The organism is Aeromonas sp. FDAARGOS 1409 (assembly GCF_019048705.1).
GTDB lineage: Bacteria > Pseudomonadota > Gammaproteobacteria > Enterobacterales > Aeromonadaceae > Aeromonas > Aeromonas sanarellii.
The window spans coordinates 1,042,459-1,063,571 of sequence record NZ_CP077395.1 but is presented as its reverse complement, the minus strand read 5'-3'; the positions used below and the strand labels follow the sequence as shown (position 1 = coordinate 1,063,571).

Sequence of the window (21,113 nt, the reverse complement as noted above, 5' to 3'; positions counted from 1 at the left end):
TCTCAGAGTAATCTGAATGGTATCCGTGCAGAGGATCATTATGTGGATCCTCTGAACCTTTTGATTTATCAACGGTCTATTTACTGCAACAGAATGAATACGGGTATGGCCCCTATGCCTTGCTCGTCTGACTTGGCAAGCATGTGAAGGTTGCGAGCTCCGCAACAATGGACTTAGCATGCTACTTTTCAGGGGTCCTTCACTGTGACCCCTTTTTTTTGACCGTTCATTTATGATTCATGCCGTCAGCCTAAGATAGGCCGGGTTCATGCTGGGGTTATGTTTGATTCAGCCCGCAGAATGATACCTGGTCGGTAGACACGCCTTCTCAGGGTGTTAGACTGATTCGATTGAAAAGTAAGAGGTAGAACATGGGAACTTCATTGCAGCGCACTATGGCTCTGATTCCGCAAGGTAGTCTGGAAGGCTATATCCAGGCAGTCAACTCGATCCCTGTGCTGAGTGCAGAGGAAGAGCGCGAACTGGCGATGCGTTTGCAGCAGGATGGCGATCTCGAGGCTGCCCGTCAGCTGGTCATGTCGCACCTGCGCTTTGTCGTTCACGTGGCCAAGAGCTACTCCGGCTATGGCCTGCCTCAGGCCGATCTGGTGCAGGAAGGCAACATCGGCCTGATGAAAGCCGTCAAGCGCTTCGACCCCAGCGTGGGCGTGCGTCTGGTCTCCTTCGCCGTGCACTGGATCAAGGCCGAGATCCATGAATATGTGTTGCGCAACTGGCGCATGGTCAAGGTGGCGACCACCAAGGCCCAGCGCAAGCTGTTCTTCAACCTGCGCAAGTCCAAGAAGCGCCTGGGCTGGCTGAACCACGAAGAGGTACAGGCCGTGGCCGCCGACCTCGGGGTCTCCGCCGCCGACGTCACCGAGATGGAAGCGCGCATGAGCAACTACGACCAGGCCTTCGATCTGGTGGGTGACGACGAGGACGAGGGCGGCTTCGCCCCGGTGCACTACCTGGAAGACAAGTCTTCCGATCTGGCCGCCACCATAGAGAACGACAACTGGGACAACCACGCCACCCGTCGTCTGAGCGCGGCGCTCGCCACCCTGGATGAGCGCAGCCAGCACATCATCCGTGCCCGCTGGCTGGATGAGGAGAGCAAGACCACCTTGCAGGAGCTGGCCGACAACTATGGCGTTTCCGCCGAGCGCGTGCGTCAGCTTGAGAAAAACGCCCTCAAGAAGCTGAAAGACGCCATGGATGCCTGAGGGCCTCCAACACGAGACAGGGCCTGATGGCCCTGTTTTTGTTTCACGGGGATCTGGTCGGCCTTGCCTTGGTTACCCTTGTGTATGTTATGTTGCCGCCACTGCCACAGTTAGGGAGAGCAGAAGTGAAACTGTTGAACGACCTGTTTACCAATAACCGCGAGTGGGCGGAGCGGATCAAGGCCGAGGATCCCAATTTCTTCGCTACCCTGTCCGCCCAGCAGGCCCCGGAGTACCTCTGGATCGGCTGCTCCGACAGCCGGGTACCCGCCAACCAGCTGATGGGACTGCTGCCGGGGGATGTCTTCGTCCACCGCAACGTCGCCAACCTGGTGGTACACACCGATTTCAACTGCCTCTCCGTGCTGCAATATGCGGTGGAGGTGCTCAAGGTGAAACACATCATCGTCTGCGGCCACTATGGCTGCGGCGGCGTCAAGGCGGCGATGCAGAACCAGGAGCTGGGCCTCATCGACAACTGGCTGCGCAACATCAAGGACGTCTACTTCAAGTACGGCGAAGAGCTCGAGGCCATCGAGGATGAGCACGAGCGCTTCGATTACCTGTGCGAGCTGAACGTGGCCGAGCAGGTGGCGAACGTCTGCCACACCACCATCATCCAGAATGCCTGGCGCAAGGGTCAGGAGCTGGCGGTGCACGGCTGGATCTACGGCATCAAGGACGGTCTGCTGCACGATCTCGATCTCTGCATCAGCGGCCCGGACCAGATCCCGGACGTCTATCGCGCCTGGCCGGACATGCGTCCGCCCCACCGCCGTCGCTGAGGCGCCGCCTGGTGGCCCCCGCCCTCTACCTTCAGATCAAGCAGCACATCCTGGACGGGATCCGCGAACGCCACTACCAGGCGGGGGACAGGATCCCGACCGAGGCCGCCCTGTGCGCGCAGTTCGCCGTGAGCCGGATGACGGTGAACAAGGCGCTGCGTGAGCTGGTGGCCGAGGGCTGGCTGGTGCGCAGCGCCGGCGCCGGCAGCTTCGTTGCGGACAGGCGTACCGAGTCGCCGCTCCTGGCGATTCGCAACATAGCCGACGAGATCGCCGAGCGGGGCAGCCAGTACAGTGCCCGGGTGATCCGCCTGCAACGCCAGGCCGCCGACGAGAAGGTGGCGGTGCGCCTCGGCTTGCGGGTGGGGGCACCCACCTTTCACAGCCTCATCGTCCACCAGGCCGACGGGGAGCCGCTGCAGCTGGAGGAGCGCTTCGTCGATGCCGAGCGCCTGCCGGAATACGGCGAGCAGGATTTCACGAGGCAGACGCCAAACAGCTATCTGATGGAGGTCTGCCCCCTCTCCGAGATGGAGCACGTGGTGGAGGCGGTGCTGCCGAGTGCCGGCGAGGCCGGGTTGCTGCAGGTGCGGGTCGATACCCCCTGCCTGCTGCTGCACCGGCGCACCTGGTCGGACGGCTACCTGGTCTCCTATGCCCGCCTGCTCTCGCCGGGCTCCCGCTACAAGTTGAGCTCCAAGACCCGATTGGCCTGATTGTATATACATACTAGGTATTTGAAAGCCCACCTTCTGGTGGGCTTTTTTGTGCCTAAACTCTAATAAAGCCGCTGTTATCAAGATGTGAACTGGATCCTTTCTTTCTCTCCAGAGATCGGCTATAAAATATTGTATATACATTTAGAGGTCGGTATGAACAAGGAACTGTTGAACTGCGAGCGGGTCTGGCTCAACGTGACGCCCGCCACCCTGCGCCCCGATCTGGCGGACTACGGCCTGCTGGAGCCTCACGCCCTCGGCGTTCACGACGGCAGGATCCACGCCCTGGTCCCCATGCAGGATCTCAAGGGGCCCCATCCCGCCCACTGGCGCGACATGAAGGGCAGGCTGGTGACCCCAGGCCTCATCGATTGCCACACCCACCTCGTCTTCGCCGGCAGCCGGGCCGAGGAGTTCGAGCTGCGCCAGAAAGGGGTGCCCTATGCGGAGATCGCCCGCAGGGGGGGCGGCATCCTCTCCACCGTGCGCGCCACCCGCGCGGCCAGCGAGGATCAGCTCTATGAGCTGGCGCTGCCGAGGATCAGGTCCCTGATCCGGGAAGGGGTCACCACGGTGGAGATCAAGTCCGGCTATGGCCTCACCCTGGCGGACGAGCTCAAGATGCTGCGAGTCGCCCGCCGGCTGGGGGAGGCGCTGCCGATCCGGGTCAAGACCACCCTGCTGGCGGCCCATGCGGTGCCGCCGGAGTACCGGGACGATCCCGATTCCTGGGTCGAGACCATCTGCCAGGAGATCATCCCGGCCGCCGCCGAGGCGGGTCTGGCGGATGCGGTGGACGTCTTCTGCGAACACATCGGCTTTTCCCTCGCCCAGACCGAGCAGGTCTATCTGGCGGCGGATCAGTACAACCTCGCGGTGAAGGGGCACATGGATCAGCTCTCCAATCTGGGGGGCAGCACGCTCGCCGCCAATTTCGGCGCCCTCTCGGTGGATCACCTGGAGTATCTGGATCAGGAGGGAATACAGGCGCTGGCCCACCGCGGCGTGGTCGCCACCCTGCTGCCCACCGCCTTCTATTTCCTGAAGGAGACCAGGCTGCCACCTGTCGAGGCCCTGCGCCGCGCCGGGGTGCCCATGGCGGTCTCCTCCGACATCAACCCGGGTACGGCCCCCATCGTCTCCCTGCGCATGGCCATGAACATGGCCTGCACCCTGTTCGGCCTGACCCCGGTGGAGGCCATGACCGGGGTGACCCGCCATGCCGCCAAAGCGCTCGGCGAGCAGGAACATCTGGGGCAGTTGAGAGTGGGCATGCAGGCGGATTTCCTTATCTGGAGCTGCGCGCACCCCTCCGAAATCAGCTACCTGGTCGGCGTCGATCAGCTGGTCAGCCGGGTATTCAACGGTGAGGAGACGCACCATGGATAAGTTCAACCCGGTCGACATGTCGGTCTGGCAGGGGCGCCAGGATCCGGAAGATGGTGATCTGGCCCTGCGCTGGCACGACAAGGTTCTGCCTTGGCAAGAGGCGAAGTCCTGGCAAGCCGACAGCGAGCCCGGTGTGGTGCTGCTCGGCTTCGCCTGTGACGAGGGGGTTCGCCGAAACAAGGGCCGGGTGGGCGCCGCCGGTGCACCCCAGGCCATCCGCAAACTGCTGGCCAACACCGCCTGGCACCTGGGCCGACCCGTCCATGACGGCGGTGACGTGCACTGCGACGACGGGGATCTCGATGCCGCCCACGACCGGCTGGCCGAGCGGGTCGCGAGTGCGCTGGATCAGGGACACTTCCCCCTGGTACTGGGAGGCGGCCACGAGGTGGCGTTCGGCAGCTGGAGCGGCCTCAACCGTCATCTGGCTGGTCGTGGCCGGGTGGGCATCATCAACTTCGACGCCCACTTCGACCTGCGCATGAAGCAGGAGCAGGCGAGCTCGGGTACCCCCTTCTTCCAGATTGCCGAGCAGTGCGCCGCCCAGGGCACGTCCTTTACCTATGCCTGCCTCGGGGTGGCCGAGACCGCCAACACCGCAGCGCTCTTTGCCCGCGCCGAAGCGCTGGGGGTCTGGCACGTGCTGGACGAGGCCATGACCCAGACCGAGCTGCCAGCCTTGCTCAGCGGGCTGGATGCCTTTATCGCCCGTTGCGACCACCTCTATCTGACCATAGATCTGGACGTGCTGCCCGCCGCCGTGATGCCAGGGGTGAGCGCCCCCGCCGCCCGCGGCGTGGAGCTGGCGGTCATCGAACCCTTGATCGCCCATATCCGGGCCAGCGGCAAGCTCAGGCTCGCCGATCTGGCCGAGTACAACCCGAGTCTGGATCTGGACAACCGCAGCGCCCGCGTGGCCGCCCGGCTGGTCCATCAACTAACCAAGTAGTCGGCCGACTCGCCAGGGGGCACTGTGCCCCCGCATGGCGGCTGCATTGATAAACAAGGAGTGTCTATGTCTGTGCAACACCAGGATCCCCGCCACGATCCGAGCCGGATCATCCGTGCTCCCCACGGTACCGAGCTGACTGCCAAGAGCTGGCTCACCGAGGCGCCCCTGCGGATGCTGATGAACAACCTGGATCCGGAAGTGGCCGAGCATCCCCAGTCCCTGGTGGTCTATGGCGGCATCGGCCGCGCCGCCCGCAACTGGGCCTGCTACGACAAGATCGTCGAGGTGCTGACCCGGCTCGAGGACGACCAGACCCTGCTGGTGCAATCCGGCAAGCCGGTCGGCGTATTCCAGACCCACAAGGACGCCCCCCGGGTGCTGATCGCCAACTCCAACCTGGTGCCGCACTGGGCCAACTGGGAACACTTCAATGAGCTCGACAAGAAGGGCTTGATGATGTACGGCCAGATGACCGCCGGCTCCTGGATCTACATAGGTACCCAGGGGATAGTGCAGGGCACCTACGAGACCTTCTTCGCGGTGGCGAACCAGCATTTCGACGGCAAGCCTGCGGGCCGCTGGATCCTGACCGGGGGCCTGGGTGGCATGGGCGGTGCCCAGCCGCTGGCCGCCACCATGGCCGGCTTCTCCATGATCGCGGTGGAGTGCGACGAGACCCGCATCGACTTCCGTCTCAAGACCCGCTACGTCGACAAGAAGGCCCACAGCCTGGATGAGGCGCTGGCCATGGTCGAAGAGGCCAGGCAGAGCGGCACCGCCGTCTCCGTCGGCCTGCTCGGCAACGCCGCCGACGTCTTCGCCGAGCTGGTGGCCCGCGGCATCACGCCGGACGTGGTGACCGACCAGACTTCCGCCCATGACCCGGTGCACGGCTACCTGCCCCAGGGCTGGAGCCTGGCCCAGTGGCGCGAGCTGCAAAAGAGCGCGCCGCAAGAGGTCAACGTGGCGGCTCGCCGCTCCATGGCCCGCCAGGTCGAAGCCATGCTGACCCTGCAGGCCCGCGGCGCCGCCACCCTGGACTACGGCAACAACATCCGCCAGATGGCGCTGGAAGAGGGGGTGAAAAACGCCTTCGACTTCCCCGGCTTCGTGCCGGCCTACATCCGCCCGCTATTCTGCGAGGGGATCGGCCCGTTCCGCTGGGTGGCGCTCTCCGGCGATCCGGAAGACATCTACAAGACCGACCAGAAGGTGAAAGAGCTGATCCCGGACGATCCCCACCTGCACAACTGGCTCGACATGGCCCGCGAGCGCATCGCCTTCCAGGGCCTGCCGGCGCGGATCTGCTGGGTCGGGGTCAAGGATCGGGTGCGCCTCGGCCTGGCCTTCAACGAGATGGTGAAGAACGGCGAGCTGAAAGCCCCGGTCGTCATCGGTCGCGACCACCTGGACTCCGGCTCGGTGGCGAGCCCGAACCGCGAAACCGAATCCATGATGGATGGCTCGGATGCCGTCTCCGACTGGCCGCTGCTCAACGCCCTGCTCAACACCGCCGGCGGCGCGACCTGGGTCTCCCTGCACCACGGTGGCGGGGTCGGCATGGGCTTCTCACAGCACTCCGGCGTGGTGATCGTCTGTGACGGCACCGACGATGCCGCCAAACGGGTCGGTCGCGTGCTGCGCAACGACCCGGGCACCGGGGTGATGCGTCACGCCGATGCCGGTTATGAAATTGCCATCAACTGTGCCGTTGATGCGAAACTGGATCTGCCGATGCTGGACACAGCTGGCAAGGGAGCGAAATAAGATGTTTGAACTCAATCTGTTGCCGGGCGAGCTGACCCTCGCCACCCTGCGCCGCGTCAGCCGCGAGCCGGTACACGTCAGCCTGGACTCGTCCGCCCTGGCGGGGATCCACGCCTCCGCTGCCGTGGTCTCCAAGGTGATCGAACAGAACCGCGTGGTGTACGGCATCAACACCGGCTTTGGCCTGCTGGCCAACACCCGGATCCCGGTGGAGCAGCTGGACGAGCTGCAGCGCTCCATCGTGCTCTCCCACGCGGCAGGGATTGGCGAGTACATGGATGACGCCACCGTACGGCTGATGATGGTGCTCAAGCTCAACTCGCTGGCCCGCGGCTTCTCCGGCATCCGGCTGACAGTGCTGGAGGCCCTGATGCGGCTCATCAATGCCGAAGTCTATCCTGTGGTGCCGAAGAAGGGGTCCGTCGGTGCCTCCGGCGATCTGGCGCCCCTGGCCCATATGAGCTGCCTGCTGATAGGTGAAGGCAAGGCCCGTCACAAGGGCGAGCTGATCGACGCCGCCACTGCCCTCAAGATTGCAGGCCTGGCGCCCATCGCCCTGGCGCCGAAAGAGGGGCTGGCCCTGCTCAACGGCACCCAGGCGAGCACGGCGTTTGCGCTGGAAGGGCTGTTCCACGCCGAGGATCTCTACGCCGGCGCCATCACCATAGGTGCCATGAGCGTGGAGGCGGCGCTTGGCAGCCGCCGACCCTTCGACGCCCGCATCCACGCGGTGCGTGGTCAGCGTGGCCAGATCGATGCGGCCGCCTGCTACCGCCACCTGCTGGTGGATGGCAGCGAGATCGGCATGTCCCACCACAACTGCGAGAAGGTGCAGGATCCCTACTCCCTGCGCTGCCAGCCGCAGGTGATGGGCGCCTGTCTGACCCAGATCCGCCAGGCGGCCGAGGTGCTGGTGTGCGAGGCCAATGCGGTCTCCGACAACCCCCTGGTGTTTGCCGAGGATGAAGACATCCTCTCCGGCGGCAACTTCCACGCCGAACCCGTGGCCTTCGCCGCCGACAACCTGGCGCTGGCCATCGCCGAAATAGGCTCGCTCTCCGAGCGGCGCATGGCGCTGCTGATCGACTCGCGCATGTCCGGTCTGCCGGCCTTCCTGGTCAACAACGGCGGCGTCAACTCCGGCTTCATGATCGCCCAGGTCACCTCGGCGGCGCTCGCCTCCGAGAACAAGACGCTCGCCCATCCGGCCTCGGTGGACAGCCTGCCCACCTCCGCGAACCAGGAGGATCACGTCTCCATGGCCACCTTCGCCGGTCGTCGTCTGGCAGACATGGCCGAGAACACCCGCGGCATCCTGGCGGTGGAGCTGCTGGCGGCGGCCCAGGGGCTCGACTTCCGAGCTCCCCTGCGCAGCACCGAGCTTATCGAGCTGGCCAAGGGCCGGCTGCGGGAAGAGGTCAGCTTCTACGACAAGGACAGGTACTTCGCGCCGGACATCGAGGCGGCCGCCGCCCTGCTGGGCCGTGCCAGCTACAACGACCTGATCCCGGCCGGGACCTTGCCCAGCCTCTGAACCCGAGTCTGAGCAGACCATAAAAAAGACCGCCCATGGGGCGGTCTTTTCATTTCTGGGCTTTATCCGTGTTCAAACATCAGGAACAGATAGACGACAAACAGCACAAGATGGGTGGCGCCGTGCAGGGCGTGAGTGCGGCCGCTGCTGAAGGTCACTTTACAGACCATGAGCGTGGTGATGAGCAGCACCATGTCGGCGGCAGAGAGGCCCAGGCGCACCTCCTGTCCCACCAGGGCGCCGATGAAGAGCACGGAGGGGACGGTGAGGGCGATGGTCGCCAGCACGGAGCCGAAGTAGAGGTTCATGGCCCGCTGCAGCTGGTTGTTGAAGGCCGCCTTGATGGCGCCGACCGCCTCAGGTGCGAGCACTATACAGGCGACGATAAAGCCCCCTAGGGCCGCCGGGGCCTCCATGACGTGCACCCCGTGGTTGATGGGGATGGCGAGCGTCTTGGCCAGCAGGATCACCACCACCAGGTAGGCGATCAGCAGCAGGGTGTGGTAGACGTTGCTCTGCAGCGGGCCGTGATGATCCTCGTGATCCTCGTGATCGCCGTCGACGAAGAAGTGGCTGTGGCTGCGGGTCTGGATCAGCAGGAAGACGCCGTAGAGCAGGATCGAGACGATGATCAGCATCCAGGACATGGCCTTGGACAGCCCCCCCAGGGAGCCGCCCTGGGTGAAGTTCGGCAGCACCAGGCAGAGCAGGGCCAGGGGAATGATGGCCACCAGATAGGATTTCACCCCGTCCAGGTTGAAGTTCTGGGTGTGATAGCGCCAGCCGCCGAACAGCAGGGTGAAGCCCACCAGGCCGTTGGTGACCAGCATCACCACGGCGAACATGGTGTCGCGGGCCATGGTGGGGTTGGGCTCGCCGGTCAGCATGACGGAGGAGATCATCACCACTTCCAGGGAGATGACCGACAGGGTCAGGATCAGGGTGCCAAAGGGTTCGCCCAGCTTGATGGCCAGGGCATCGGAATGACGCACCACGGAGAAGATGGCCCAGGTGACGACGGCGAGCAGGGCCAGCGACACCGGCAGGTAGACCGCAAGGGGGGTTGCCTCCGTCAACAGGTCGCTGCCGAGGGTCTTGAAGAAGATCAGGGTCAGCAGGCCGGCGGGCAGGGCAATCTCTTGGCGGATAAAGGACTTCATAGGCAGTGGTTCTCATCTCGGGGCGGCGGTGGCCGACGGGGTATGGAGCAACTTGATGGCGTCACCGGGGTGACGAACCCGTTGATGATATAGGGTGTTGTCCACTCGAGGGAAAATCATTTTTGTGGCAAGAGGTATAGGATCCGGCCAGTCAGACCGGATCCTATACCGGTTAGGCTGCGCCCGGGTTGTGCTGCCGCCAGTCCAGCAGCCAGATCTTCAGCTTGCCGAGGGGCATGGGCCTGGCGTAGACATAGCCCTGGATCAGATGGACGCCATGCTGGATCAGATAGTCGACCTGGGCCTGGGTCTCGACCCCTTCGGCGATCATCTCCATGTCCGACTTGAGGCCGAAGGCTATGATGGCTTCCAGCAGGTTGCGCTTGGGATCGTCCGTGCCTATGGTGTCGACGAACATCTTGTCGATCTTGATCTGGCGGATGCCGAGGCGCTGCAGGTAGGCGAAGCCGCCGTAGCCGGTGCCGAAATCGTCCAGCTTGAAGTGATACCCCTTCTCCTGCAGGGTGGCGATCTCCCCCATGGCCGCCTGGATGTCGGTGATGGGCTTGCGCTCCGTGAGCTCGAAGGTGAGCCTGTCCGGAGAGGGCCAGCCATGGCGCTGCAACTGGCCGCTCAGATGGGGCTGCTCTATGTGGGCGGCCACCAGGTTGACACTGACCCACTGGGTCGGCGCCAGACTGGGGAGATCGGCGATGACCTGCTCCAGCAGTTGATCCGTCATGGGCAGGATCAGGTCCTGCTCTTCCGCATAGGCGATGAAGGTGCCTGGCGGCACCATGTTCCGCCCCCGCTGCCAGCGCAGCAGGGCCTCGAAGCCGACCACCTCCCGGGTGCGGCTGTCCACCACGGGCTGGTAGAAGGGGATGAACTCCCGCCGTGCCAGCCCGGCCTGCAGCAACCCCTTGAGGGAGCGCCGGTAGTTGCGCAGCCCCCAGTAGATGGCCACTAGCAGACCCCCCAGGGCACCGCCATACCAGAGGCCGTAGTGGCGAGCCCGCATGCTTGCATGGCGCTGCAGCGCCTTGCCCGCCCACAGGGTCTGCCTGATCTGCTTGCCGGGATCCAGGAAGCTCAGGCTCTGGCTGGTGGCTTCCTGCTTGATGGTGCTGTCCCCGCGAGGAAAGATGGGATTCACCTCGCCGGGTTCCAGCTGGCTGAACTCGAGATAGAAACAGTCGGCACAAGGGGTTTTCAGCAGGTCATGGCTCCAGCTGTTGCTCAGCACCCAGTAGGCGATATTGCCGCCGGCCCTGTAGTAGGCAACCAGCTCCTGCTCGGTGTGGAAGCTGGCCTGGGTGGCGATGATCCCGAACTGATCGCCAGCGGGGTAGGGGGGCATGTCGGCGGAGTGGAAGGGCAACGTCTGTCCCAGGCTGGAGCAGCCGCTGCCGGAGGCGAGAATGAGCCCCTGTATTCGAAGATGCTTGCTGTAAAAATGGGGACCGCGCAGCAGCGCCATGTCCTGGGGGCCGCAATCGAAACGAAAGCGAGCCAGCTGGAGGCGAATGCCCTGATCCAGTTCGCGGTGGCGTTCGAGCAGCGCCTCTTCTATCTCCCGGCCTTTCTGTGTCAGCAACTGGCGGGCGAGGGGGCGCTCCAGCAGGTGCCCGAGGGGCAAGGCCAGCAGCGGTGGCAGGCAGAGCAACAGCAGACTGATCCAGAGAGGGGATGTTCGTCGCAAGAGATACCTGTCCGGTGGACGCATGGGATGCAAATGGATTGCAACATCATAGCATTAGCTGCATCGATTTGAGTCGGGTCGGTCACACTTGGAACAAAAATGGTAATCCCTTGATAAACAACCAATATGACAAATTGATTGATGAAGATTCAATCGCTGACCTGTCATAAATGACAATTGTCCAGCTTATCTGAAATGGCTAGAGTAGCGGTGCGGTTTGACTCACCGTGTGTTCAATACTCCTGTATCTATTTTTGTCAGTAGCACAGAGTGTTAGTTTTGATATGAGTGTTTCTTTTGGTCCCCGTGCGGGACCATTTTTCTGTCCGTCTCCCCCGGGTGTTGCCCCTCCTCCAGTTTTCCGTTCCGACGGCCTGCCGGCCAGAGTCTGACGCCCCCGTCCGCTTATTTGCAGAAGCGGGATCTTCATCCATAGGCGGGCTTTGGCCAAGGCTGATACCATGAGGCCCTATGGATGCTGTCGGCTACGGAAAGGCACATGAAACTGACCACTCAACTCGTCTCCTTTATTACCCTGTGCGTGATCGCGGCCATGGCCATGGTGATGCTGGGCGGGGTCTTCAGTTTCCGCCAGATGGGCATGGAGCTGCAGCAGAACCGGGTCGATTCCCTGGTGGAGATCATCGACAAGCAGCTGGGGGTGACCGATGACCAGCAGGCCCTTGCCCGCTGGCTGCCCTCCCTGCTGCGGGCCTCCCACGTGGTCGAACTGGAGATCCGCCAGGACAAGCAGCGGGTCTACTGGTTTCGCGACGTGCAGCAGCAGACCGACGAGAGCCTGCTGATCCCCTACAGCAAGGCGATCCCCAATCAGGCCGGCATGCGGGCCGACTTCAAGCTGGACAGGCCGTTCAAGGAGTTCGAGTACTCCATGCGGGCCATGTTTGGCATCTCCCTCGGCGTCTTCATCGTGGTGTTCGGGCTCTGGTACTCCATTCGCTGGCTGCGCCAGCAGCTGCGCGGTGCCGAACTGCTGGCGGAACGGGCCCAGCTGATCCTGGATGGCAAGCTCACCAAGCTGGCCCATGATCCGGCAGAGGAGTGGCCGGCCCCGGCCAGCCAGGCCCTCGACTATCTGCTGGCCGAGCTGGCGGACGCCCGCAAGGAGCGCAGCCGGTTCGACAACTTCATCCGCAGCAATGCCTTCGTCGACAAGACGACGGGCATCGGCAACCGCCTCTTCTTCGACAACCGGCTGGAGAGCGCCATCATGGAGGCGAGCGTGATCAGCGGCGGGGTGCTGCTGATCGAGCTGGCCGGGCTGGAGGAGCTGGATCCCGAGTTGAGCAGTCGCCCGAGCCAGGAGCTGCTGATGGAGGCGAGCGCCTCCATCGGTGCCTTCGTGCGCAAGCACAGCGGCGCCCTGCAGGCCCGCTATGCGGGTCAGGTGTTTGCCGTGCTGCTGCCCAACATGTCCGAGAGCGAGATGGTGGACGGGGCCAGCCAGCTGCTCAAGAGCCTGCAGCGCCTGCACTGGCCCGAGGCGGTCAATGTGGAGACGGCCGTCTACCTGGGGGCCGTCTGCTACCAGGCCGAGGACTCCCTGCTCAAGGTGCAGGAGGAGGCCGAGCTGGCGCTCAAGAGCGCGCGCCTGCAGGGCCACAGCGGATGGTTCCTGTTCGAGAAGTCCCTCAACGACGAGGCGAGCAGCAAGGGGACGGTGCGCTGGCGCACCCTGATCAGCCGTCGCATCGAGGAGCGGGGGATCTCCTTCTATCTGCAGCCGGTGCAGCAGGAGCGGGATCAGGTGGTGCTGCAGCAGGAGCTGCTGATCCGCATCCACGACGAACAGGGCAGGGAGCTGCAGGCGGGGGTCTTCATGCCCATGGCGGAGAAGGCCGGGCTGCTGCTGCCGCTGGACCGGCTGGTGGTCGCCAGCACCCTGCGCCTGCTGCGGCAGCGGCCGGCGTCGAGCTGCCCCGTCAGTCTCTCCCTCAGCGCCCAGAACCTGCTCAACCGGGAGTTCCAGCGCGAGCTCTTCTTCGATCTGTTCCAGCTGCCGCGCAGCACCAACGAGGGGCTGATCCTGCAGCTGTCGGAATCCCAGGTGACCCGCCACTACGAGGCCCTCAAGCGGCCGCTGCGGGCGCTGCGCATGCTGGGCTGCCAGCTGGCCATCGATCACGCGGGTCAGGATGTAGTGAGCACCCAGTACATCAAGGAGTTCGAGATCCACTTCCTCAAGCTGCACCCCAGCCTGGTGCGGGAGATCCACCTGCGCCAGGTCAACCAGATGGCGGTGCGCAGCCTGGTGGGCGGCTGTGCCAACACCCAGACCCGGGTGATAGCGGTGGGGGTGGAGAGCGGCGACGAGTGGAAGATGCTGCGCCACCTCGGGGTGCACGCGGGGCAGGGCCCCTGGTTCGCCGAGCCCGAACCGTTCACCATGCCCACCTGACAGTGGCGCCGGCAGGACGATGAAGCGCCCTTTGGCGCGACCGGCCGTGGCGGGCGGTCCTAGAGACGGCCCTGCTCCCGCAAGCCCGCCAGCCCCTGCATGCCGCCGGTGTGGATGAAGACCACCTCGCTGCCGCGGGGAATGCGGCCGGCGTCCAGCTCCCGAAACAGCCCCCACATCGCCTTGCCGCTGTAGATGGGCTCGAGCGGCAGCCCGGTCTGGGCGCTGAAGTCCTGCACCCATTGCCAGAGCGCCTGGCTGAACCTGGCGTAGCCGCCATCGTGGTGATCCAGGGCGATGTGCCATCCCTGGGTGGTGGCCGCCGCCGGATGAAGCCGGCATACCTCGTCATGGAGGAAGCCTCCCCCCTTGAGCACGGCGATGGCCAGGATCCGCTCCCGCTCCCGTTTGCCCGCGATGAGCCCCGCCAGGGTACCGCCGCTGGCGCAGGGCAGCACCCAGAGATCCGGCGAGAAGGGCAGTTCGGTCACCAGCTCGGCCACCCCGGGGATAGCGAGCGGGCTGCTGCCCCCCTCCGGCACTATCAGGGTGTCTTCATCCTCGAACCTGGCCAGCCAGTCGGGATCCTGGCGTCGCCGGTAGATCTGGCGGTCCACGAAAACGAGATCCATGCCCCAGCCTCTGGCCGCACTCAGGGTCGCGTTGCTGACGGTGGCGGCTTCACCGCGTATGATGCCCGTGGTGCGCAGCCCCAATCTGAACCCAGCCGCCGCCAGGGCGTGGATGTGATTGGAGTAGGCACCGCCGAACGACAGTATGTGCGTCTTGCCCTGTGACCTGGCCCGTTCCAGGTGGTATTTGAGCTTGCGCCACTTGTTGCCGGAGAGGGTCGGGTGGATCAGGTCGTCCCGCTTGCACCAGAGCCTGACGTCCCTGGCATCCAGCAGCGGGTGGTGGATCCTGTGCAGGGGGGAGGGGAGACTGAGGGGGGCCAGCGGGTCGTCTGCGGGGGGCGTCGGCCCGGCCTTTGGAGCATTGTCTGTCATAAAATTGGAGGCTAATCGCCTGTTTATGTTAAGGTTTAATCCGTTTCATGCCGTCAGGTGCAGAGCCAGATGAAGTCATTTTTCAGACGTTCGTCCCCCAGCCATCAGGTCGGACTCCTGCTGGCCAGCGATCGCATCCTGCTGGCCAGCACGGGGCCCGCGCCCGTGTTCACCAGCCGCGCCGTCAATGGGCCTCACGAGTGGTCCAGGGCCCTGGCAGAGCTGTTTTCCCTGCATGGGTTGGCCAAGTCTAAGGTGCGGGTGGCCCTGGCCGCCAGCCTTTATCAGCAGATCCAGATCGACAAGCCCGCCGTGCCCGATGCCGAGATGGCGGGGGCCCTGCCCTGGGCCGTCAAGGACTTCGTCACCGACCCCGTGTTGCAGCTCGCCATGGATTACGTGGATCTGCCGACCCCCCCTGCGGGCCGCCCGAGGATCAACGTGATCTGCGTGCCGAAGAGCCGGATACAGCAGGTGGCGGATGCGGTCAACGGCGTGGCCACCCTGGCCGCCATCGTCAGCGACGAGCTGGCCATGACGGCCCTCTACGAGGAGGATCAGGCGGTCCGCATGCTGCTCTGGCAACCCAGGGGACAGGAGTTGCAACTGCTGGTCTTCCATCGGGGCGGCCTCTGCTTCTCACGCCAGCTGCGCGGCTTTGCCGCCCTCACCGGCCCCCGTGAGCCCGAAGACGAGCTGCTCGACGCGCTGGCGCTGGAGCTTCAGCGCTCCATCGACTATCTGGCCGGCCATCTCAAGCTGCCGGAGCCGGGCCAGTTGCAGCTCGCCATCGCCTCCTCCGCCATGGGGCTGCTGGTCCGCCACCTGGAGCAGGCCTTCGGCTTCCCGGTGTCGGCCATGGCCAACAAGGCGGTGCTGGCCGGGGTGGAGTACCTCAGTGCCTATGGCGCCGCCCTGGGCAGGAGCGAATGATGAAACACCATATCAACCTCTATGGCGCCGAGTTCAGACCCAGGCGCCTGTGGGCCAGCCTCCCCCAGATGAGCCTGGTCTGGGGCGGCGTGCTGCTGCTGTTGCTGGCGGCCACCCTCTTCTATGGCTGGCAACAGCAGGGCCTGGACCGTGAATTGGCTGGCGTGCGGGCACAGCTCGACGTGCAGCGCGGCGAGGCCAGGCGGCTGAATGCCGAGCTGGCCCGTCATCAGGCGGATGCCGGGTTGCAGCAGCAACTGGCCGACAAGCGGGAGGAGCTGGGCGCCAAGCAGGCGCTGATGCAGCAGCTTGGCAGCCTCTCCCTGCAAAAATCCCGGGGCTATGCGGGCGTGATGGCGGATCTCGCCCGCCTGCGGGATGCCCGCCTCTCCCTGCAGCGGATCGAGATAAGCGACGGGCGGATCAATCTCTCCGGGGTGGCCGAACGCAGCCAGGACGTGCCCGCCTGGGTGAATCGCTTCAAGCAGACCCCGACCCTGGCGGGGGCGCAGTTTGGCGAGCTCACCCTGAGTCGGGACAAGGAGGGCCGGCTGGCCTTCCAGCTCAGTGGCATAGCGCGGGAGGCCCCCTGATGGAGATGAAGGCACAGTGGCAGGGGTGGGCGACCCGGATCGCCGCCCTCAGCCTGCGGGAGCGGATCCTGATCCTGCTGACGGGGGTCATCCTGCTGGGCGCCCTCGGCGTCTATGGCTGGCTGGAGGCCGCCAATACCCGCCTGAACCAGGATCGCCAGGCTCTGATGGCGGCGCAGCGGGATCTGGAGATCCTGACCCTGGAGAACCAGGGCAAGCAGGCCCGGCTGGGGCGGGATCCCAACGCCCGGGTGCGCGAGCAGCTGGCCGGCGTGCAGGCGTCCCTCGACCAGCTGGATGGGCAGTTGCTGGCCCAGACGGTGGATCTTATCCCGGCCCGGGAGATGCCGGCGGTGCTGGAGGCCCTGTTGTCTCGCTCCGCCAGCCTGCATATGCTGGCGCTGACCTCCCTCAAACCCGAGCCGCTGATGGCCGGCGAGCAGCGCGTCAACCTGTTCAGGCACGGGATCCGGCTCCAGCTGGAGGGGGGCTATTTCGATGTCTACCAGTACCTGAAGGCGCTGGAGGCCCTGCCCCGTCACTTCTACTGGAAGGGCTTCGACTACAGGGTGGTCGAACACCCCAAGGCGGCGGTGGCGATGGAGATCTACACCCTCAGCACCAGCAAGGAGTTTATCCGTGGTTAAGCGGCATATCGGCGGGACGGGATCCCGCGCCCTCCCGTCCTGGCGCTGGCTGGCCCTGTGGGGCTGTCTGCTGGTCCCCCCGGCCCAGGCGGAGGTGCTGCAGGATCCCACGGCTCCCCTGGCCGGCACGGCGCCGGCGGCGAGTGCGAGCAAGGGGGCCGGCCTGCCCCGCCTGCAGAGCGTGATCCTGGGCAACGGCCCGGCCCTGGCGGTGATCAACGGCCAGAGCTATCGGGTGGGCCAGCAGGTCAACGGCTTCCGGCTGGTGGCCATCGGCGTCGATTCCGTGGTGCTGGAGAAGGCGGGCAAGCGCCAGACACTGACCCTGTTTGGCAGCAAGATCCGGATGTGAGTCGGTACCGTGAAGGATGTCACGGGCCAGGTTTGTCGAGTTTCATTGCGAGTCAGGTGCACGAATAACATGAAAAAACCCCCTTTTTGTCTGCTTCCCCTCGCGCTGGCGATGGCGGGTTGCACTACCTATCGCCATCCCGAGCCGGTGCAGGCGAAGGATGCGCTCAAGCAGGCCATGAGCGAGCAGACCCCGACCGCCCCCCTGACCACCCTGCCCCCCTCGGTGCAGAGCGAACTGCTGCAGCTCAATCGTCCCCAGCAGCCCCTGCCCGTCCCCGAGAAACGGATGCGCATCGCGGCCCATGACGTCGATGCGGTGGAGTTTTTTGGCTCCCTGTTCAAGGGCTCCCGTTACAGCGTCGCCGTCCATCCCGGGGTGGCGGGTGCCATCTCGGTGGAATTGAAAGACGTGACCCTGCAGGAGGCGCTGGCGACGGTCGGCGACATGTACGGCTTCGACGTGCAGCGAAAGGGCAATGTCTTCCACGTCTATCCGGCCGGTCTGCGCACCGAGACCATACCGGTCAACTACCTGATGATGGCTCGCCGCGGCCTCTCCCGTACCTCGGTGAGTACCGGCGGGGTGACCGCAAACGACAACAATAACAACGGCAATAACAACAACGTCGACAACGGCCTGAACAACGGCGGCAACAACAACTTCGACTCCTCCTCCAACGGTGACAGCAATGCCAACGGCAACGGCACCCGGATCGAGACGGACAGCAACAACGACTACTGGACCGATCTGCGGGACTCCCTGCAGACCCTGATCGGCAACGGCGAGGGGAGAGCCGTCATCACCAGTCCCCAGGCGGGTCTGGTCACGGTGCGGGCCTATCCGAAGGAGCTGAAGGCGGTGCGCGAGTTCCTGGATCAGTCCGGTGAGCATCTCAAGCGCCAGGTGGTGCTGGAGGCGCGGATCCTGGAGGTCTCCCTCAACGAGGGCTACGAGCAGGGGGTGGACTGGAGCGGTCTCTCCGCGAGCTGGGATGGCGGCAAGGGCATCACGGGGGGCGGCTCCCTGCTCGACAGCCCCATCGCCAATACCCCCAACCAGATCTTCCGGGCGCTGGGGGGCGGTGCTGGCTTCACCATTTCCGATGGCAACTTCAACGTGGCGGTCAGCCTGCTCAAGACCCAGGGGGACGTGAACACCCTGTCGAGCCCGCGCGTCACCGCCACCAACAACCAGAAGGCGGTGATCAAGGTGGGCACGGACGAGTACTTCGTGACCAATGCCTCGACCACCACCACCACCTCGGGCAACTCGGCCCCCATCGTCACCCCCAACGTGGAGCTGACCCCCTTCTTCTCGGGCATCGCCCTGGACGTGACCCCGCAGATCGACGAGGCCGGCCGGGTGCTGCTGCACATCCACCCCTCCGTCATCGACACCGAGGAGCAGAGCAAGACCATCAACGTCGGTACCGCCGATCCCCTGGTGCTGCCGCTCGCCAAGAGCTCCATCCGCGAGTCGGATACCGTGGTGCAGGCCAACAACGGCGACATCGTCGTCATCGGCGGCCTGATGAAGACCGACAAGCAGGAGATCGTCAGCAAGGTGCCCCTGCTCGGGGACATTCCCTGGGTCGGCGATGCCTTTACCAACCGCCGCGAGAGCAACCGCAAGGTGGAGCTGGTGATCATGCTCAAGCCGACCGTGGTGGAAAAGGATACCTGGCAGCAGGAGCTGCAACGCTCCTCCGAGCTGCTCGACAAATGGTACCCGCCCAAGGGCTAAACCATGATGCGCACCCCCATAGCGTCAGCGCCATCTCGCCGGCCTCTTGCCGCCGCAGCCCCCAATATTGGCGCTGACGGGGCCGGGGAGGGGAGATGTATCTGAGCCATTTCGGCCTGCGGGAGCCCCCCTTCGGCCTGACCCCGAACACCGGCTTCTATTACGGCCTGCCCCCCCACGAGGAGGCGATGCAGGTGCTCAACTGGGCGCTGGCACAGGGGGAGGGCTTCATCAAGGTGACCGGCGAGGTGGGCACCGGCAAGACCCTGCTGTGCCGCAAGCTGCTGAGCGAGCTGGGCTCGGAGGCGCGTCCGGTGCGCCTGGCCTGGCTGCCCAATCCCCATCTCACCCCGGGGGAGCTGCGCACGGCCCTGGCCCTGGAGCTGGGGCTGACGCTACAGGGAGAGGGCGAGCTGGATCTCACGGATCGCATCCACCGCCACCTCATCGCCCTGCACCAGCAGGGGAGCCGGGTGGTGGTGCTCATCGACGAGGCGCAGGCCCTGCCCGACGAGACTCTGGAGGCGATCCGGCTGTTCGGCAACCTGGAGACGGAGTCCTGCAAGCTGCTGCAAATCGTGCTGTTCGGCCAGCCCGAGCTGGATGCGCGGCTGGGGCAACCCCGCCTGCGCCAGCTGCGCCAGCGCATCGGCTTCTCCTACCGCCTGCGGCCGCTGCGGCTCGACGAGACCCGGGCCTATCTGGAATACCGGCTGCAGGTCTCCGGCTACCGCGGGGCCGCCCTGTTCGAGGGGCGGGCCCTGCGCAGGCTGTGGCGCGCATCCCGCGGCATTCCTCGCCTCATCAACATACTGGCCCAGAAGTGCCTGATGCTGGCCTATGGCCGCGGGCTGCGGCGGATCGACAGCGCCCTGGTGCGGCTCGCCATCCGCGATACCGAGGACGCCGGCGGCGGTCGTCTCACCTTCTGGTGGCCCCTGCTGCTGTTGCTGGGGGCCGCCCTGGCCTATGGAGTCTGGTCATGAGCGTGATCAATCAGATGCTCAAGGATCTGGAGCGGCGCCAGCCGGGATCCGAGGACGCCGCCGTCTACGTGGCGCCGGTGCGCCAGCAGGGCTGGTGGATGCTGGTGCTGACCCTGCTGTGCACCCTGGCCCTGGCGATCCTCGGCTGGCGCACCTGGATCTACTGGCAGCAGAGCCAGCGGGCCGCCCAGCCAACGGCGCGGGTCGTCGAATCTCCGGTCCAGGCATCGGCGTCTGCCGCTGTCACTCCGATCGTCTCGTCCGCCCTCCCTGCGATGGCGAGCACGGCAGTGCCCACCGCCTCCTCGGAGGGGGCGGCGAGCGTGCTGGCGGCGTCCCCCGCGAGGGTATCGAGCCCGGCTCAGACGCCGGTGCCCGCCGACGAGGCCCAACCGGCGTCCGGGGCCCAGGCCGACGAGACCCAGGCAGATGAGAACCAGGTGGACGAGGGGCTGGCGGACGAGGCGATCCCGAGCGACGAGGAGTTGCAGCCGGATCTCTATGCCGAGCTGGCCGCGGAGCAGGACGCCGAAGAGGCGCCTGCGGCCCCGCGCAAGCCCGGGATCCTGAAGATAGAGACGGTGGAACTCTCCGCGTCCGAACTGGCCGCCCTGGCCGAACGCAAGGCGACCACCGCCATGGCCAAGGGGCAGATGCAGGAGGCGCAGGACAGCTATTACGAAGTGCTGGCCCACGACCCGCACAACCAGGGGGCGCGCGAACAGCTGGCGGGCCTGCTCTACGGGGCGGGGCGGCTGGCCGAGGCGAGCCAGGTGCTGGAAGAGGGGCTGAGGCTGGATCCCGCCCAGGCCGATCTGCGCCTGCTGCTGGCCCGGGTGGCCATCGGTAGCGGAGAGCGGCAGAAGGCGCTGGACTGGCTCACCGGCTACCAGCCCGAGCTGGCCGGCAACCTGGACTACTACGCCACCTGGGCCGGACTCGCCCAGGAGCTGGGGCAGCCCGCCCGGGCGTCCGAGCTGTATGTCAGGCTGTTGCGCCAGCAGCCGGATCAGGGGCGCTGGTGGCTCGGACTCGGCGTGGCCGAGGATGGTCAGGGCCACCGTCAGCGGGCGCTGGACGCCTATCGCAACGCCCAGCTGCACGGCAACCTGGGCGAGGCCTCGACCCAGTGGCTGGAACAGCGGATCGCCCAGCTCAACCCCTAAGAACCCGCCATGGCCCGGCCGCGTCGGCGA

18 protein-coding genes are annotated in these 21,113 nt (G+C 65.3%); 15 read left to right on the top strand and 3 right to left on the bottom strand.

Annotated elements, in window-relative coordinates:
- Positions 1–371 precede the first annotated feature (371 nt).
- From rpoH to hutH, 7 genes are all read left to right on the top strand, one after another.
- A complete protein-coding gene (gene rpoH / locus I6L39_RS05035) occupies positions 372–1,226 on the top strand; it encodes an RNA polymerase sigma factor RpoH (RefSeq protein ID WP_209793795.1) in 855 nt (284 codons plus the stop codon).
- Between the two features lie 125 nt (positions 1,227–1,351).
- On the top strand, positions 1,352–2,011 hold the full coding sequence (gene can / locus I6L39_RS05030; RefSeq protein ID WP_042076162.1) for a carbonate dehydratase: 660 nt from the start codon (positions 1,352–1,354) through the stop codon (positions 2,009–2,011).
- An 11-nt stretch (positions 2,012–2,022) separates the two neighbouring features.
- Positions 2,023–2,727: a histidine utilization repressor gene (gene hutC, locus I6L39_RS05025; protein ID WP_042076163.1), complete on the top strand. Its 705-nt coding sequence runs from the start codon at positions 2,023–2,025 to the stop codon at positions 2,725–2,727.
- Between the two features lie 156 nt (positions 2,728–2,883).
- Entirely contained in the window at positions 2,884–4,119 is a 1,236-nt protein-coding gene (gene hutI, locus I6L39_RS05020; protein ID WP_216991219.1) for an imidazolonepropionase, read from the top strand.
- Positions 4,112–5,068, top strand: a complete 957-nt coding sequence (gene hutG, locus I6L39_RS05015) for a formimidoylglutamase (protein ID WP_216991218.1) — start codon at positions 4,112–4,114, stop codon at positions 5,066–5,068. The genes hutI and hutG overlap by 8 nt, the downstream gene beginning before the upstream one ends.
- A 66-nt stretch (positions 5,069–5,134) precedes the next feature.
- Positions 5,135–6,838 (top strand): urocanate hydratase, encoded by a 1,704-nt coding sequence (gene hutU, locus I6L39_RS05010; RefSeq protein ID WP_216991217.1) that lies wholly within the window; start codon positions 5,135–5,137, stop codon positions 6,836–6,838.
- 1 nt (position 6,839) lies between these two features.
- Complete coding sequence (gene hutH / locus I6L39_RS05005; protein WP_216991216.1) at positions 6,840–8,372, top strand: histidine ammonia-lyase; 1,533 nt, start codon at positions 6,840–6,842, stop codon at positions 8,370–8,372.
- A 62-nt stretch (positions 8,373–8,434) separates the two neighbouring features.
- On the opposite strand, the gene I6L39_RS05000 is transcribed toward hutH, so the two are convergent.
- Both I6L39_RS05000 and I6L39_RS04995 read right to left on the bottom strand, forming a co-directional pair.
- A complete protein-coding gene (locus tag I6L39_RS05000) occupies positions 8,435–9,532 on the bottom strand; it encodes a calcium:proton antiporter (protein WP_209793790.1) in 1,098 nt (365 codons plus the stop codon).
- A gap of 172 nt (positions 9,533–9,704) precedes the next feature.
- Positions 9,705–11,234 carry an EAL domain-containing protein gene (locus I6L39_RS04995; RefSeq protein WP_254203739.1) on the bottom strand — a complete coding sequence of 510 codons (1,530 nt, stop codon included), beginning with the start codon at positions 11,232–11,234 and terminating at the stop codon, positions 9,705–9,707.
- A 499-nt stretch (positions 11,235–11,733) separates the two neighbouring features.
- Between I6L39_RS04995 and I6L39_RS04990 the strand changes: the two genes are divergently transcribed.
- The gene (locus I6L39_RS04990; protein WP_209793788.1) at positions 11,734–13,653 is read left to right on the top strand and encodes an EAL domain-containing protein; all 1,920 of its coding nucleotides are present in this window, start codon (positions 11,734–11,736) and stop codon (positions 13,651–13,653) included.
- 59 nt (positions 13,654–13,712) lie between these two features.
- Here I6L39_RS04990 and I6L39_RS04985 read toward each other — a convergent pair whose 3' ends face one another.
- Positions 13,713–14,660 carry a 1-aminocyclopropane-1-carboxylate deaminase/D-cysteine desulfhydrase gene (locus tag I6L39_RS04985; protein ID WP_216991214.1) on the bottom strand — a complete coding sequence of 316 codons (948 nt, stop codon included), beginning with the start codon at positions 14,658–14,660 and terminating at the stop codon, positions 13,713–13,715.
- Between the two features lie 69 nt (positions 14,661–14,729).
- On the opposite strand from I6L39_RS04985, the gene I6L39_RS04980 reads away from it, so the two are divergent.
- From I6L39_RS04980 to I6L39_RS04950, 7 genes are all read left to right on the top strand, one after another.
- Positions 14,730–15,593, top strand: coding sequence for an MSHA biogenesis protein MshI (locus I6L39_RS04980; RefSeq protein ID WP_216991213.1), 864 nt, complete (start codon positions 14,730–14,732; stop codon positions 15,591–15,593).
- Positions 15,593–16,186, top strand: a complete 594-nt coding sequence (locus I6L39_RS04975; protein ID WP_216991212.1) for a PilN domain-containing protein — start codon at positions 15,593–15,595, stop codon at positions 16,184–16,186. Before I6L39_RS04980 ends, I6L39_RS04975 begins: the two co-directional genes overlap by 1 nt.
- Positions 16,186–16,833, top strand: a complete 648-nt coding sequence (locus I6L39_RS04970) for an MSHA biogenesis protein MshJ (protein ID WP_216991211.1) — start codon at positions 16,186–16,188, stop codon at positions 16,831–16,833. Before I6L39_RS04975 ends, I6L39_RS04970 begins: the two co-directional genes overlap by 1 nt.
- Before the next feature lie 49 nt (positions 16,834–16,882).
- On the top strand, positions 16,883–17,185 hold the full coding sequence (locus I6L39_RS04965; RefSeq protein ID WP_216991754.1) for an MSHA biogenesis protein MshK: 303 nt from the start codon (positions 16,883–16,885) through the stop codon (positions 17,183–17,185).
- A gap of 69 nt (positions 17,186–17,254) precedes the next feature.
- Positions 17,255–18,931 (top strand): pilus (MSHA type) biogenesis protein MshL, encoded by a 1,677-nt coding sequence (gene mshL / locus I6L39_RS04960; protein ID WP_216991210.1) that lies wholly within the window; start codon positions 17,255–17,257, stop codon positions 18,929–18,931.
- Positions 18,932–19,026: 95 nt separating this feature from the next.
- Positions 19,027–19,917, top strand: a complete 891-nt coding sequence (locus tag I6L39_RS04955) for an ExeA family protein (protein WP_216991209.1) — start codon at positions 19,027–19,029, stop codon at positions 19,915–19,917.
- The gene (locus I6L39_RS04950; RefSeq protein WP_216991208.1) at positions 19,914–21,083 is read left to right on the top strand and encodes a tetratricopeptide repeat protein; all 1,170 of its coding nucleotides are present in this window, start codon (positions 19,914–19,916) and stop codon (positions 21,081–21,083) included. Before I6L39_RS04955 ends, I6L39_RS04950 begins: the two co-directional genes overlap by 4 nt.
- Positions 21,084–21,113 lie beyond the last annotated feature (30 nt).